This is a genomic window from Bacteroides congonensis, assembly GCF_900130125.1.
In the GTDB taxonomy this organism is placed as follows: Bacteria; Bacteroidota; Bacteroidia; order Bacteroidales; family Bacteroidaceae; genus Bacteroides; species Bacteroides congonensis.
Genome location: NZ_FQXY01000010.1, coordinates 485,220 through 501,400 on the forward strand (window position 1 = coordinate 485,220; position 16,181 = coordinate 501,400).

Sequence of the window (16,181 nt, forward strand, 5' to 3'; positions counted from 1 at the left end):
ATCGTACATTATGGATATAGATTATACTGTGGGTGAAGTGGAACTGTCCTACAAACCCAAATTCAAGAAGCTGCATCAAGTAACTTGTTCAGAAGATGCTTATAAATACTTGCTTCCTACCTATAAGGAAGGAACTATCTGTTACAAGGAATATTTCAAAGTCTTGTTCCTAAACCAATCCAACCAAGTTTTAGGCTACACTCTTATATCAGAGGGAGGAATAACAGACACAACCGTTGATGTAAGAGTAATTCTACAAGCTGCATTGCTTACCAATTCAGTAGTCATCATTCTTGCACATAACCACCCAAGCGGAAATCTGAAACCAAGTAGGCAGGATATGGAAATTACTAAGCAAGTTAGGGAAGCAGCCCAACTTATGAGGATTACAGTTTTAGACCACCTCATATTAACAGATGCAGGATATTACAGCTTTGCTGATGAGGGAGAATTATAATAAGGTAGAGGGCACTCAATTTTTAAGTTGGGTGTCCTTATCATATTCACTTTTACTATTAGTGAATGTTCCTTTAATAATCAATGAGTTAGTAAATCCAACTCAGAATTAATATTCACTTCTATTCGTTTCATTATAAAACAGAACATTATGTCACTCAAATATTCAAGCACAACAGCAGACTATCTTATTTGGTCTGATGCAATGAACCTCATAAGGAAGTTAGCCAAAGACGAGAATTATAAAATCTCACTCCTTATAGCTTTAGGATGCTTCACAGGATTAAGAATATCTGATATTCTATCTCTAAGATGGAAGCAGATATTAGATGCTGACGAGTTTACAGTAATTGAGAAGAAGACAGGCAAGATAAGAACTATCAGACTGAACCCACAATTACAACAGCACATTAAAGAGTGCTACGAGCATATAAATCCTGTTGGAATCAATGCGCCAATTCTTATAAGTCAGAAAGGTACTATCTTCACAGTTCAGAGAATCAATATCATTCTTAAAGAGATGAAGAAGAAATACAGATTAAAGATTAAGAACTTTAGCTGCCATTCACTTAGAAAGACTTTTGGCAGACAGGTCTATAACATGAACAGTGATAACGCAGAGTTGGCATTAGTAAAGTTGATGGAACTGTTCAACCATAGTTCTGTTGCCATTACTAAAAGATACTTGGGATTAAGGCAGGAAGAAATCTTGCAGACTTATGACTGTTTGAGCTTCTGATGATTGGGACAGGATTATTAAGATTCATCTTTATAGTGGTCTGAATGGTTTTGTCCCAAATCCATAGAATATTGAGCTTAGATACATTTAAAGTCCAATCTTGGTAGTTTGGCATTTCAGCCTTATAGAAGTAAGTCAATTCCATAAGTTTACAGACTTTAGAACTATCTCAACTCTTATTAGTTAAGCCACAGGTAGCACTTCTTGAATATCCAACAATATGCTGACTTAAAGACAGTAATTCAAGGTAGGTAAGAATATTCAGAATTTAGTCCTTATATGGGGAGAAGTGAATTTGATACCCACATGGATTTGGAGAGTTCAGATGCAATTCTGCTTAAATACTCCATTAATACCCTGTTTAGTAACACAATAATTACTATTAATCCACACTTCATGCTTATTAATTTAGAACCTTTCATTATCTTTGCACCAATTCCAATGAACTAATGCGTTAGGGAGTTGGAAGGACATATTTAACGAAAGGTGTTATTGAAATTATCTTCTGTTTCTTAGATTCTCGCAAAATTTAAAAACGGTACGAAGATGATAGCAATAGCACCCACACATTCGATATATACTCATCTTATAGGTGAACTATATACCTTTTGGTGTGGGTGGCTGTTGCTTTATCCGTACCAAAAGGCAATGCGAGAAGCCCAAGAAACAGGATAAGGCAGATACAGTTCCCACACCTTTTTTATTGTAACAGCTTATCCATAGGGAACAGGTGGGCATAATATCATTATCATTATGAAATACTTGTTTATCTTTTTACTTATCATTGCATTTACCAGTTGTGGTAATTCTAACAAAACCGTCAATAGCGAGGACACTGAAACCGTCAATGGTTACAGATATGAGAAAGGCAGCGATGAAGCCTTTACAGGTACAGTTAAATTTAAGAACGGTACAACAAGGGAATATAAGGACGGCAAAGTCACATCAAGAACAATCTACCATGAGAATGGACAGCCTGCTTCTACCAAATATAAGGATGAGAATGGACGCTATTACAAGAAAGTAGAATATGACAAGTCGGGCAACAAGATTGATGAAAAAGTTTATGAATAAACCTTATCAGCATATCTAAATGACAACGGACATAGTAGTTTATAATCGTAAATAATAATCAATTTAACAACAATGAAAACTTTAAGATTAATTGGAACGACCTTATTAATGGTCATGTTTGCTGTAAACTTTACAGCATGTAGCGATGATGAAGATGAACAAACAATCATTGAACAAGCCAACCTTATAGGTAAATGGCAGTCCACTTGGGAGAAGATTCACAAAGTGGAGAATGGCAAGGAAGTGGTTACCTCTGATGAAGCCTACACCAATGGCTTAAGGGAGTTCAAAGCTGACGGTACTTGCACAGAAGGCTATGCGGACGGTGGATATACAGAAACAAGTCGCTGGTCTTTGAAAGGCAATAAGCTGACTATCTCTTACGATGACGGTTATTCGGATGTCCTTACTATCAATGAGCTTACAGCTACTAAGCTGGTACTTGCCTTTGAGGATTGGGACACAATGGATGATGGTAGCGAAGAATTGGACGACATCACTACAACCACTTATAGGAAGATTGACTAATTAACAAACTAATTTAAGGCAGAGCAGCATTTGAGGAAACTCTTATGCTGCTTTTATTTCATTATAAGCCAATCTTTACTACCTTTGCAGTACAAATAATGTGTTCTTTGGTTTAGTGTACATTAATTACTGCAAGACCATTAGCAGCAAACGCTTGATTGTGCATAAGAGCATCTTTAAACGTTACAAGTCCATATAACAGCACTTATACGAGTTATGAGAATTGTTAAGAGGTGGAATCGTGGTCTGTTGATAGGCGCATATCATAATTCTTTTTATTAAAAACTTTTAATATGAATAAATTATGATGAATAACAACCAATCTAAGAAGATGTTCGATAGAACTAATTCTTTCCTAATATCTTCAAATCAGGTGTCCCAAATCTCTAATGAAGAGATTGTTAAACGTTTAGTAAAGGGACTCTTATTTTGTAGAGTTACCTATACAAAGGCGTTTAATGCTATATACGATAATATTGAAAACTTAACTAAGGTTGAGTTTGTAAAAGTTACCGTAAATAGAATGGAGGACACTATGTTTAAGCTGGACTTTGAGAAAGTTACCTCGCTAAATGAATTGGCTAAATCATATTTCATCATTCATGATGTCAATACTGCTATAGCTGCATTCATTTATAAGGAGACTTACTCTAACCTATCAATTAACGCATTCTTTTACAGGTGTAGTTATATTGGCTTTATGTCGGGCATAAGTGGAAAGGTAACACTCCCATTAACTCCGAAGATTATAACAATACCTGACGAAGATACTTTAGAAACCTTACGGGATGAATATGAACGTAAGCAAGAGGAAGCTATGAATATAGAGCTTCCCGCAAACTACGTAGTTGAAACGACAGAGGATGCAGGATATAATCTCTTGCCTGATAATGTCGAAGAAGCTATCATCGTAGAATGATTAAAGTCAGAAGAATTTAGAGATAACTCTAAATCAAAGTAACGCAAGTTACATAATGTACACGTCCGAGACACATTATTTGTTCTTACCCAATCGGGAGAAGTACCGAGTAAAACCTAAGTAGTCTATAATGCTCCCAACCCTGCAAATCATATTTAACAATCAATAATAGCCTTATATCTATTTGATTTACAGCTGATTATTTTAATCAAGAATGTTTTTAGTTTAATTAATCAGCAGGAAACGGTTCAGATACAGCTCCGCATCCCGCTTCCGGCTGAAGTCGATGCTATCCGTATAATATGCCTGCAAGCATGGCGGAAGAATCAGGCGGCAGAACGTCGATTTCCTGTAAGCCTGCGGACCGACCAATATAGGGGAAGTGCTGTTCGCATGATTTTTTCCCAGCCCGCGCCAATGCGCCACCATACCAAGGAACCAACGGCGGAATAACTGCTCCCAATGGGGATTGTCGCAGGGAACCCGCCTGGCCAGGTCACCGATATAATCCTTACCGTTCCAACGGGGAAGCTCATAAAGAAACTCCTCAACAGGCTGATAAACCGGTACACGGTCAGAATTCAGATAACGCACCACATCCTTGTCCCACAGTTTAATCCCCTCATACTGCGCGTTCATGGTAATGCTTGACATCAACCGCTTGTCTACCGGACGAAAATAGAAATCGAAACTGTTCCGCTGCCGGCATTCCACCTGCGAAGTCAACTGGTTGAAACGGAACTCATAACGCCGTCTCATAAACTCATCCATCTGCATCACGAACAACTGCTCCGGCAACAAGCTGCTCTTACCCGCAAATCCCTTGCAGGTGCGATACACATTCTGCACCGTCCCGCGAATCTGGAAATCATCTTCCGGCAAGCGATAATGGGCACGCGTCCACCGCACCGTGTCCTCTTCGGGAATACCGGCACGAAAACAATGCCCGGCCAGGCAAACCAGCAAAGAATGTATATCATTTCCCGGAAAATACTCATCCTGTTCATCCAACGCACGCGCAAAAGCAGCCTCAAAAAGCACGGAAAGCGCATGATGGCTCTCATATCCCGGCGCAAGCCGTTGCAAGGGTGAAGCCTCCGTCTGCACCTGTTCGCGATAAGTCATTTCTGTCGGCATAGCCATCGGCTGTTTCATATAAATAGGCATTGCTTCAGGATTGAAATACAAATCCGGATCATAGGTCAAACGGCAATATTGTTCCAGTGAAGGTTCTTTCAGTTCGATGTCGAAAGGAAGCTGAGGTTGGTAAAACTTCACGGCAAGCCGGTAAGCATGCGCATGGAAAAGCTCCGCTTGTTCGCGGTCAACCGGCAACTGGTCGTTGGAATAGGTGAAGCGCACCCATATCTTTACCGTTTTATCGGAAGAGCCATTAAAAGCAAGATAAGTCTGCGGCAGCTCCTTCACGCGTTCTTTCACTTCATCCGCTTCCATACGTCCGGACAGATTATTCACCTGAAGCATCACGATCCCGTTGTACTCATCCATTGTCATTATCCCGTTCTTGCGGACAAAGGCGGCTGCAGGAAGCAGCTTCGGCACTTTCTGTACATAGTCATTCTTGTCACCCGGAAGTATATAAGGCAGGACTTCCCTCATTGCGGAGACGAGTTGCGCTTTAGTTTCCACTTTCATCTGCTCTACGAGCTGTTCGATTTTTAACGTCCGCAGAGTGTTTACTTTGCCGTCGTCTCTAATTTGTGTTATTCTCATTACTTATTTTAGTTTGTCCTGCATGTTTTTGTGTAGGGCGATTATTACGACACAAATATACTGTAATTATTCCATACAAACAAATTCCAAAAGCACTTATTCCATCTTCGCTACTAGAAAAGTTTTTTTGTTTTCATTTCTCATATTCTCATTGATTTCGGATAAAGCATAGTCAATCAAACAGATAGACTATGAGAAATACTTTTCCGGAATGGCATTTCTCATACTTTTTTCTGCTTCACTCCCCAATATCCGCCTATTTCTCATTGTATTTCAATGCATTTCTCATAGTCGACCATCTTCCTTTTCTCATTCGCCGGCCAACCTTATTTTATATAAAGCCGAGCTATCATTTACATGAAAACAATTAAGCATTTACTTGTTTTCCACCTGATATTGTCGTATCTTTGAAGGAACATCCCAACCGTTCCACTGTAGTGCACAGGACTGTTCACTACAGTAAAAAGTTATGTCTACTAGAGTGCAAGGTTCTATCCACTGGAGTGGAACGATAGAGATGCCGGTAAGAAAATAAAATAATGTAGGCAAGATAAAACGCCAACATCAGTAACATAACATATAAACCACCATTAAATTAGAACAGCAATGGCAATACAATTCGAATTTTACAAGAATCCCCAACCGGAAAAAGAAGGGGAAGAACCAAGTTACCACCCCAGAGTGGTTAATTTCCAGCATGTCACCACCCAAAGACTAGCAAGAGAAATCCACATGGCAACTACTTTCGGAAAAGCGGAAGTAGAAGCCATGCTAATGGAACTGAGCAGATGCATGAGCAACCATCTGCGCGAAGGAGAAAGGGTACATCTGGATGGAATCGGCTATTTTCAAATCACGCTGCAAGCTACCGAACCCATACACTCGCTTACCACCCGCGCGGACAAAGTAAAACTAAAATCCATCAGTTTCCAGGCTGACAGGGATTTAAAAAGTTCATGCATGGCCACACACCTGCGACGTTCGAAATACAAACCGCATTCCGCCTCTCTCACAGAAGAAGAAATCGACCGGAAACTCACGGAATATTTTGCAACGCATCCCGTACTGACCCGCAGCAACATGCAGTCACTTTGTTGCTTCACCCAAAGCATGGCCAGCCGACAAATACGTAGATTGAAAGCAGAAGGCAAGTTGCAAAATATCGGGAAACCTACACAGCCTATTTATGTAGCGGGACCGGGACACTATGAGAAATAAGCAAAATCAGCGTCATTTTGCGGAAAAACAATGAGAAATACCTATTTACAAAAGTATTTCTCATTGTCTATTACATTAGTTATCTGTTACTTATAACGGATCGATGAGAATATGAGAAATGAAAATCGAAATACGCGCTAGAGAGGACTTCCCTGCTATCCCAATTCCAGGGGGAACGCTCAATAAGTATTACATCTTCATTAGTCTTGTATCTTTCCCTAAAAACACAGTCCCTTTCTTTTATTTTTAATATCTTCTTTCCCTTTTCCCTGTGTGAATATAATTCATTACATTTGCATATTTACTATACTTAATCCCTACCGTAATATGACCATTCAAGCCTTTTCAGCTATTATTCCTGATGTACGAGATGCCAAAAATAAAATATATCAGTCTAACGAAATAGTGTTCATAGCCCTAGTCTCTGTTATCTGCGGAGCTGATACGTGGAACGAAATAGAAACATTCGGCAAGACGCATGAATCCTATTTCAAGACCCGTCTTCCGGGTTTGGTTTCTATTCCTTCTCATGATACCTTGTGCCGTTTCTTTTCCATATTGGATATCGACTGGTTTGAAGAATGTTTCAGGTTGTGGGTTGATGACATCTGCCAGAAAATTCCCGAAGTGATAGCCATTGACGGGAAAGCCATTTGTGATAATCCCGATAAAATGCGTAACTCAAAAAATGGGGTGAGAAGCAAACTCTATATGGTCAGTGCCTGGTCTGTATCCAACGGTATTTGTCTCGGTCAAAAAAAAGTAGAAGAAAAATCGAATGAAATAAAAGCTATTCCCGAGCTAATAAAGACACTGGTTCTCGAGAATTGTATCATAACCATTGATGCTATAGGCTGTCAGAAATCAATCACTAAGCTAATCATAGAAAACAAGGCTGACTATATTTTATGTGCCAAAGATAATCACGAAACACTCAGAGAGCTAATAGAATTTAATCTTAGTGAGGAATCGAGATACTATTTATGTCACGCCAAAAGGTACTTTGAGGAAAACAAAGGGCATGGAAGAAGTGAATACAGGGAGTGTGTATGCATAAGCGCTAAATATCTTCAATATTTTCTCAAAGGGTGGACAGGAATCAAGACATTGGCAATGATAAATTCTATTAGAAAAATGGGAAATAAAGAAGCGGTCATGGAAACAAGGTATTATATATCATCATTGGACCCAGGTCCGGTAATCATACTCAAATCCGTCAGATCGCACTGGGAGGTTGAAAATAACCTGCATTGGGTACTTGATATAGGATTCAGGGAAGACGATGACAGGAAAACAGGAAATGCTGCCATCAACTTTTCTGCCATATCAAAGTTAGCACTCATGCTATTGAAACAGAGTGATATCAAACTGGGAATGGCAGGAAAGAGGAAGGCATGTGGATGGGATGAGAAAATAAGAGATAAAGTCATTGGTATTGAAAGAATATAGAAAATGATAATAAGATGTAATACTTATTGAGCGTTCGCCCTGATCCCAATTGATCTTATACATCAATATCCTTATTATCCCAATCGATGTCAGCGACAACAAACGATCTTGTTTAGCAAACAAAAATCCATAATTTGTTACATTTTAGTATTAGAAGATACAAATGCAACCATTTGCTGTTTGCAAACAGCAAAAAAATGAGAGAAAATGCTGTCCGTAAACAGCAGATAACAAAATCCCCCCCTACTTAGATTTATCAACAAGATCCTCATAGGCTCCCTCACCCATGGTAAAAAAATGTTTGGGCCGTGCTTGATATTGTTCATTTATAACGCTTTTAGTCTCCTTATAAAATAGAGATTTAATCGTAAGAATCGGTCAACTGCGTCTATAAATTATCGTTCAACGTTCCAATCTTTGCGTTCAAAACGAATATTAAGAAATATTGGACGTACGTTTGGCTTACCTTATTATGGTCTAGTTTGAAACTTACAACCGCCTCAACAAGTTATCCCGTTATCATTTGGATAGTAGATATAATACTGATAATAATGGGATTGAAAATGCGGCAAGCCCCGTTGCAGTGGAAAAAATATTTATTCTGTCAAAATAATAATACGGCAGAAAACACGGCTATTATTTATAGTATACTGCAAAGCTGCCGGTGTAGACTTCAGAACATGGATGATTTACTTCTTGGGCTATGTTCATGATTATGATGAAAACTACACCAAGGATATAGCAAATTTGCTTCCTGATAAATTGAAAGCAGCAGGACCACTTTGAAATCCATCAAATCCACGAATACTACGAAATCATCAAAATCCACCAGATAAAGGGAGAATCTCCACATAAAACTAGAGACTCTCAGGGTTTTATTATTGCTAACAATACAGAGTTGACCAATCGCTTACAGTTAATTTTCGACCAACCACTTCTCTATATTTCTCGTATCAGCGCTAAAGTTCACGCCAATCTTGAAAAGTTCGCGAAAGTACATTTTATTTGGAAAATGAAATATATTATATACCTTTGCATTCATTTCATAATACAAAAATTAATATGGGACAAATAATAATAAAAAATCAGCCTTTTCATTTTGATGAAATTGATCTCACATATGAAAATTCTAGCATAATAGACAGTTCTATTGCAAAACAGAATCTATTAGATTTCAAAGGGGTCTTAGACAAGAAAAATATCAAATTTTTACTCATGCATGGAACCTTATTAGGAGCTATTCGTGAACAAGATTTCATCAAACATGATATTGACATCGACACTTGTACATTTGAAGAAGAAAAGTTAGTAGAAGCTATTCCAGAATTATCTAAAATAGGACTAAAACTATGTCGATATGAAAAGAATGTAATTTATTCATTTATTAGAGACAATGTATACATCGACGTGTATATTGTAAACAAGCTAAGAGGCTTGATAAGTCCTTTTTACGTAAGATATCTTTACCACATCATACCTCGAAAATATTTTCGTTGTACTAAAAAGATGTATTTTTTAGGTGAAACTTTTAAAATTCCCAACCACAGCATAAAGCTACTTGAATTTTGGTATGGTAAAGATTGGAAAACTCCAATTAGTAACTCACCATCAAATGACGAAGACAAAAGAGGAACTTATTTGGAACAACACAAGAGATTCTTATTTAGACCTATATACAAAATCATAAAATAGAAATCATTGCGTAATATAAACACACAACATAATCTACAATAATAAACAACTCACTGAAAGAATAAAGTTAGAATTTACAAAAGTTTATTTTATTCTTTTTTTAAAATAATCCATCCGGAGAAGAATATCTGAAATCTTCCAACACTCTTTTCTATATTCTTTCACTGAGTCCGAAACAGCCCCATCACCTGCAACTATACCGGTACGATAAGTAGCAAAATCACTGATCGTATCCCCAAAAACACTTTCTCCCAAACCTTTCCAAAAATAGCCAGAACAACCCATTAAATCCAATAAAGAAGGATAAACATCCATCTGTCCTATTACCTTATCTGAAAATTTAGAACTAAAAGAAGTATTCAAGACAATAAAAGGTATAAAATAATCTTCACATTTGACCTGTTTACGTCCCTCATACATATTCAAAGAGATTTGTTCATGATCACCAGTGATAACTATAATGCTATCATCATACAAGCCTTCCTTCTTCAAATTATTTACAAAATTATTAATACAACAATCAACATATTGCAAGGCAATCAAATAATATTTAACCTCCTCACTTCTAAATTTGTGACACAGTAATGGAGTATTAGGAAGAAGAGGTTTATTATATGGACTATGACTTGCAATTGTTACAATCTGAGCATAGAAAGGCTTCTTTAATGACTTCAATAACGGAATACTTCGCTCAAATAAAACCGCATCTGCTGCTTTCCACGCAGCATTGAGTTTCATACGGTCATAAAGATGATCAAATCCATAAGCAGAAGACATTATTCCCTGATTCCAATAATTTGCTCCATCACAAACAAAAGAAACAGTACAATAACCTTTCTCTTTTAAGGCTTTCGGGAGAGAAGGAAATGTATTTGTAGAACATAGACTAGAGGCAGCTCCAACTCTTAACGGCAAAAGCCCTGTATTAATAATAAGTTGGGCATCACTAGAACGCCCATCTTTAACTTGTGGCACCATATTGGAGAAATAAAGGCAATCGTCTCTATCCACCAGACTATTTATATATGGGGTGACTTCAATCCCATTAACTTTCAAACCAATAGGCCAACTTTGAAAAGATTCGACTAATATAAGAATCAAATTCTTATATTTATGAGCTGTTGAATCACAAACACTTACCTTTCCTTCACAAATATTTCTTTTTATAAATTTATCCGCATATATTTTTTCTTCATCGGAAACACCATGAAACAATGAAAACTGATAAATCCAATAATTAATCAATCCAAATTCCTTAAATCCCTCTGCTGCATCAAGCGGATATATATACATAGGCTGTTTCTCCACAGAACGCCCATTAGGACAGTAAGGTATAACCACCAATACACCCACCAATCCAATAAGAGAAACCACGACAATTCCTTTTATTCTTTCCTGACCTATATTCTGATATTTCCTATCTACCAAGCAATAAAAAACAAACACTAACCAAAATGATATAACAACGCGAAAATCTTCCCATCTCATCAGGGCAACGATACTTCCCCCGAGCCCTTTCAAGTTTACAAATAGCAAATAAGAACTTAATGGCATGATCGTTGAATAAGTACGAAAATACCATACTATAGACAAAAGAAAGAAACTCATAAATAATAAATAAAATAACATTATTGTTCTTTTTCGGCACAACAAAGGAAGTGATAATAACATCGCATCACCTAACCGACATACTTGAGCTATCCAATCATTAGAACCATAAATATCTAGTATATGACAAAGTTGCCCTAAAGAAATAAAAAAGCACAAAGTAAATAATAAATAAAAACACAATCGCTTCTCTAACATAGTACATTTTTTGTTTGCATAATCTAAACCATAAGAGGTTAAAATCTCATATAAAACAATCCTAAAATACGTTCAATTTAAATATTCGTCTCAACCAAAACAAAAATTTTATATACTGTCGTGCCTTTCTCTGAATCCAAACAGAATCCAGCAATTGTTGAATCTTATGTTTTGACATTATATCCAACGCCTGTTCTTGAATTCCGGCCTTTTCTCGAAGCAAAGTATATTCTTGATAAAACTCACTAATATGATGGGGAAACTCATTTCCAAAAAAATCAGACTGTTCTCGCGAAATTAAATCCTTATTCTTAGGATCAGAACTTATCCCATAAACATTAAAATATGAGACTGCAACATTTAAGTGTTTTGTCGAGCGGCTATATAGTAGAATCTGCTTCACAAAAAACGTCCAATCAGATATTATTTTATATTTCTCATCATATAACATATCTTTAAACAGTTCCCGTTTTATGAAAGTGGATGGATGTCCTAAAGAATGAGTAAATATAAACGGAAGAGTTAATTTATCAGGATAGGAACCAAGCTCTACATCATTAGCTTTACGATAATAATATAAATCAGCATAAACAATATCTTCAGAAAAATCGTCTTTAAATACACGCGCCAAAACATCATCTTCCAGCCAATCACCAGAGTTCAAGAACAGCAAATAATCACCTCTAGATTTAACGATGCCTTTATTCATAGCATTATAGACGCCTCCATCTGGTTCTGATATCCAATAGGCCAAATTCCGTTCGTACTTTCTTATAACATCAATACTATTATCAGTCGAAGCTCCATCAATAACAATGTGTTCCAAATCATCAAATGTTTGCTTCTCCCAGATACTTCTCAAGGTTCTCTTCAAACCTTCAGCATCATTCTTATTAATCGTTATTATAGTCAGCCGTGGCATATTCTCTTAATCTATATTCAACTATTTATCCTTAATATATAACAATTCATACACAATAAAACCGTATTTACAATTCCATCATTTTTCAATTATCGCATTATTTCCATCATTAAAACCCTAAATCTTCCTCAAATAATATTTGACATATTTATAAAAGAAACGACGATACCATTTATTCTTATATCTATCGTTTTTTCTTTTCAACTTAACCATCTCACGATGCACATCAAACAACCCACCGAAATGTGATTCATATTTATCACGATGTTTCATATAGATATAATCCTCTAAAGCTAAACGAACATCTTTTACACGAGTAGCTGTAACCATAGAAACTTCTTTGGTTCTATAATAGAAAAGAGGAATAGGTATTTGATAAACCAAGCTATCATCATCTAGAAGACGAATAAAAAATTCCCAATCTTCAAAACCTTTTTTCATCAACTCATCATATCCACCTATTTGTTGCCAGTCTTTTTTTCGATAAATAGCAGAGCAAAAGATAGAATTCTGCAACAACAAAGAAGTATAGTCTTTATAAACAAGATCCCACAATTCTGTAACAACACCAAAACAATAGCCCAAACAATAAACTAATTTTAATCGCGGTTCTCTTTCAAAAGCTTCAATAGCCTTGGAAAGATATTCAGGTTTTATAATATCATCAGAATCTAATGGCAGAATAAATTCCCCCGAAGCGTGTTCTATTCCACAATTTCGGGCAGATGAAAGTCCACCATTTTCTTTCTTTATATATTTTAAACGACGATCTTTCTTTAAATATGTCAGAGCCACTTCTTCTGTATTGTCTAAAGAACCGTCATTTACAATAATACCTTCCCAATCTCTATAATCCTGAGCAATTAAAGAGTCTAAAGTCTCCGGCAAAAATTCCGCTTGATTATAACAAGGAATTACAACAGATATTATTTTATTATTTTCCATGCTTCAGATTATTAGAATCATAGTTTGTAATATTGGTGCCCTTTCATTTTTATTCTTAGCAAAAAACAAAAAATATATTTATCTATAGAAGCTATCAATCTTTCTGTAAACGTAAAAGTCGATTTTCCTAATTTCTGCAAATAAATAAAATAATTTATTCTAAATGGATGCTTACAAGAAGGTTCCCAAGGCTTAGGTTTCCACGTGTAATGCAAAACATTAGGATGACGTAAAACAAACGATAATTCTGAATTAAACTTTAATCTTTTTATTACCGAATAATGATAGAAAGCTTCTTCAACATTCCATTTATAAGGAATATGTAAACACTTATCATGCAACAAAGCATTCAAAACATCCTGATCATGTGATTTCAATTTTATGGAATTCCCGACGACATATTCAAAAAAATGTTTCGTTAAAGAAAACTCCCTCCAATACGCAAGATTTACAAGCAACACTCCCGCATTAAAATAGCCATATTTTTCATCATACCCAAGCCGTTCATACACATCTGGCAGTGAACATCCCAGCTCTTCAACCGCTGCTAAAGCATACCCATCCAATGAAGTATCCCACAATTCTTGAACAGAATCATTAATAACAATATCACAATCCAAATATATAACCTTATCTAAATACACAGGAAGAATATCGGCCATCAACAAACGATAATATGTTGCAATAGTTAAGTGGTCTTCCACCCGAATCGGGAATAAAGTGAGTGCCTTATTGTCAACAAGATAGTAGAAAAAGCTTCCATTATATGATTCTACCAAATTCTGAATGCATTTTTTATTCTCTTCAGCAAGTCCTTCTGTCAACAAATAAACACTATGATTACTCCCCTTATTATTTTCAAAAAAAGAGAGCAACATAACGCAACAATGTTGTACATAATTATTATCTATAGAACAAACTATATTCATCATACTTTATATTTGTCCATAAACAAACCCAAAAAACGAAAACGCCAAGCTCGCATTCGATCAGCCCATCTCTTTTTCTTCTTCCATTCACCAGCAAAATGATGAATTGAATATGTATTAGACGTTACTTTTAAATCTTGATTCCACCAAGTCTTAGGGCTAAAATAGTCTTCCGGAAGAAGAGAGATTATAGACTCATCATAATCAAAATCATCAACAGACTTAACCCTCTTCCACATATAGTTCTTTTGAATATGTATTAACATTATGTATGGAAGAGTACGAACATCGAATTTCCTTCCTTTAAGATGAAATTTCCGCCTGTCATAGTAGCTTAATATATCTTTCAACAATGGATGCCCTTTCTCAAAACCCAAAGTAGCCGCCTCTATTGCAACCTCCCCTTCCTCGTCTGTTCTTTCACGGCCTATAAAATAAGGAAGATGTAACAAATCGTTATATGACTTTAGAACTTCTACATCACTGTCCAAATAAATACCCCCATAGTTATACAAAGCATAGATTCGGATATAATCAGCAGCAAATGCATATTTACGAAACATATAAGCCTCTTTAACCCACCGAGAGGACTCAATATCAAAACATGAGAGATCCCATAACTTAAACTCATAATCAGGGAGATGTATCTTCCAAGTATCTATACAAGCTTGAACGTCCTTCGGAAAAGGGTCGCCACTCAACCAACAGTAATGAATAATTTTAGGTATCATATCTATTCTATATTAATTTATCTATATATTATACTACTATTTTCACATTACCCCCTACCTCTACGCTTAAACATTTTTCTATATAGTTTATAGCACCAACAATATGGTGTAAAAAAATGATAAATCAGATAGCGTCTAAAACTAACACCAACTCCTAATTCTCTAACCCCATAAGTATCATACTTATGTAATATAAGCAAGGTATTCTTCAAGACTTCATCTGCATCACATGAATAATCTAAAGCAATAATATGATTAATCAAATGTACACCTGTTTTAACAATAGTAGAGTATCCTTTAGCAAACAAATTCTCTCTTATCCCGAAACAAGCCTGTTCATACATTCCTAAAAAGAAATGGTATCCTTTCATCGGATTTTCCTTGGCAACAATACTATTTTCATGAATTCGATAATAATATTTAGGAATACCTACTAAAATAAGTTTATTAATCTTGTCAAAAAGCTTATATGTGACCGCTATGTCTTCATAAAATCGACCTACAGGAAACCTTATATCATTAAAGAGCTCTCGCTTATAGAATTTATCGCAAACATAGTTCCTTATTATTTTATCACGAAACAGCTCTTTCAATGCATTTTCTCTTGTATAAATAACTTTTCTTCCTGAATTATCAATAGGCAAACAACGATCTCCACGTACCCAATAATACGAACAAACTACAATTTCGGCATCTTCTTCTCCTTCCAAGACTGTTAATAATGTGGAAAACATATCTTTCTCAATCCAATCATCACTATCCACAAAACTAACATAATCGCCCGTCATCATATCCAAGCCTACATTACGAGCGCTACTTAAGCCTGCATTATGCTGGTGTATAACCACTATCCTATTATCTTTAGCCGCAAAATCATCGCAAATTCTTGGAGAATTATCCGTAGAGCCATCATCTATCAAAATTATCTCCAGATTCTTATAGGTTTGTCCAATAATAGATTCCAAACATTGGTGCAAATACTGTTCAACATTATAAACTGGAACAATTACACTTATTAGAGGTACTTTCATTAATAATT

The 16,181-nt window shown here is 36.1% G+C and carries 15 protein-coding genes and 1 pseudogene; 9 read left to right on the forward strand and 7 right to left on the reverse strand.

Translation table 11 applies throughout. From position 1 onward, the window contains the following. The first annotated feature begins 10 nt into the window (after positions 1-10). From BQ7997_RS13395 to BQ7997_RS13420, 5 genes are all read left to right on the forward strand, one after another. Positions 11-457, forward strand: coding sequence for a JAB domain-containing protein (locus BQ7997_RS13395; RefSeq protein ID WP_073346863.1), 447 nt, complete (start codon positions 11-13; stop codon positions 455-457). 150 nt (positions 458-607) lie between these two features. Next, positions 608-1,195, forward strand: coding sequence for a tyrosine-type recombinase/integrase (locus tag BQ7997_RS13400; RefSeq protein WP_073346864.1), 588 nt, complete (start codon positions 608-610; stop codon positions 1,193-1,195). 753 nt (positions 1,196-1,948) lie between these two features. Then, a complete protein-coding gene (locus BQ7997_RS13410; RefSeq protein ID WP_073346866.1) occupies positions 1,949-2,269 on the forward strand; it encodes a hypothetical protein in 321 nt (106 codons plus the stop codon). 72 nt (positions 2,270-2,341) lie between these two features. After that, positions 2,342-2,797: a lipocalin-like domain-containing protein gene (locus BQ7997_RS13415; RefSeq protein ID WP_073346867.1), complete on the forward strand. Its 456-nt coding sequence runs from the start codon at positions 2,342-2,344 to the stop codon at positions 2,795-2,797. Between the two features lie 304 nt (positions 2,798-3,101). Beyond that, positions 3,102-3,716: a hypothetical protein gene (locus tag BQ7997_RS13420; protein ID WP_073346868.1), complete on the forward strand. Its 615-nt coding sequence runs from the start codon at positions 3,102-3,104 to the stop codon at positions 3,714-3,716. 225 nt (positions 3,717-3,941) lie between these two features. Here the strand turns inward: BQ7997_RS13420 and BQ7997_RS13425 are convergent, their stop codons facing one another. Further along, complete coding sequence (locus BQ7997_RS13425) at positions 3,942-5,450, reverse strand: BT4734/BF3469 family protein (protein ID WP_235817292.1); 1,509 nt, start codon at positions 5,448-5,450, stop codon at positions 3,942-3,944. Positions 5,451-6,056: 606 nt separating this feature from the next. On the opposite strand from BQ7997_RS13425, the gene BQ7997_RS13430 reads away from it, so the two are divergent. From BQ7997_RS13430 to BQ7997_RS13440, 4 genes and pseudogenes are all read left to right on the forward strand, one after another. Then, positions 6,057-6,668: an HU family DNA-binding protein gene (locus BQ7997_RS13430; RefSeq protein ID WP_073346869.1), complete on the forward strand. Its 612-nt coding sequence runs from the start codon at positions 6,057-6,059 to the stop codon at positions 6,666-6,668. Between the two features lie 327 nt (positions 6,669-6,995). Continuing rightward, on the forward strand, positions 6,996-8,117 hold the full coding sequence (locus BQ7997_RS13435; RefSeq protein WP_073346870.1) for an ISAs1 family transposase: 1,122 nt from the start codon (positions 6,996-6,998) through the stop codon (positions 8,115-8,117). A gap of 487 nt (positions 8,118-8,604) precedes the next feature. Continuing rightward, positions 8,605-8,903 (forward strand): annotated as a pseudogene (locus tag BQ7997_RS26120) (IS66 family transposase); the annotation flags it as partial. A gap of 276 nt (positions 8,904-9,179) precedes the next feature. Beyond that, positions 9,180-9,809 (forward strand): LicD family protein, encoded by a 630-nt coding sequence (locus tag BQ7997_RS13440; RefSeq protein WP_139260909.1) that lies wholly within the window; start codon positions 9,180-9,182, stop codon positions 9,807-9,809. Positions 9,810-9,893: 84 nt separating this feature from the next. On the opposite strand, the gene BQ7997_RS13445 is transcribed toward BQ7997_RS13440, so the two are convergent. The 6 genes from BQ7997_RS13445 to BQ7997_RS13470 all read right to left on the reverse strand — a co-directional run bounded on the left by BQ7997_RS13445 (position 9,894) and on the right by BQ7997_RS13470 (position 16,173). Beyond that, the gene (locus BQ7997_RS13445; RefSeq protein ID WP_073346872.1) at positions 9,894-11,615 is read right to left on the reverse strand and encodes an LTA synthase family protein; all 1,722 of its coding nucleotides are present in this window, start codon (positions 11,613-11,615) and stop codon (positions 9,894-9,896) included. A 61-nt stretch (positions 11,616-11,676) separates the two neighbouring features. After that, complete coding sequence (locus BQ7997_RS13450; RefSeq protein WP_073346873.1) at positions 11,677-12,537, reverse strand: glycosyltransferase family 2 protein; 861 nt, start codon at positions 12,535-12,537, stop codon at positions 11,677-11,679. Positions 12,538-12,654: 117 nt separating this feature from the next. Continuing rightward, the gene (locus BQ7997_RS13455) at positions 12,655-13,482 is read right to left on the reverse strand and encodes a glycosyltransferase family A protein (RefSeq protein ID WP_073346874.1); all 828 of its coding nucleotides are present in this window, start codon (positions 13,480-13,482) and stop codon (positions 12,655-12,657) included. Between the two features lie 17 nt (positions 13,483-13,499). After that, on the reverse strand, positions 13,500-14,414 hold the full coding sequence (locus BQ7997_RS13460) for a glycosyltransferase family 8 protein (RefSeq protein WP_235817293.1): 915 nt from the start codon (positions 14,412-14,414) through the stop codon (positions 13,500-13,502). Then, positions 14,411-15,142 carry a glycosyltransferase family 32 protein gene (locus BQ7997_RS13465; protein WP_073346875.1) on the reverse strand — a complete coding sequence of 244 codons (732 nt, stop codon included), beginning with the start codon at positions 15,140-15,142 and terminating at the stop codon, positions 14,411-14,413. Before BQ7997_RS13465 ends, BQ7997_RS13460 begins: the two co-directional genes overlap by 4 nt. A 47-nt stretch (positions 15,143-15,189) precedes the next feature. Then, entirely contained in the window at positions 15,190-16,173 is a 984-nt protein-coding gene (locus BQ7997_RS13470) for a glycosyltransferase family 2 protein (RefSeq protein ID WP_073346876.1), read from the reverse strand. Positions 16,174-16,181 lie beyond the last annotated feature (8 nt).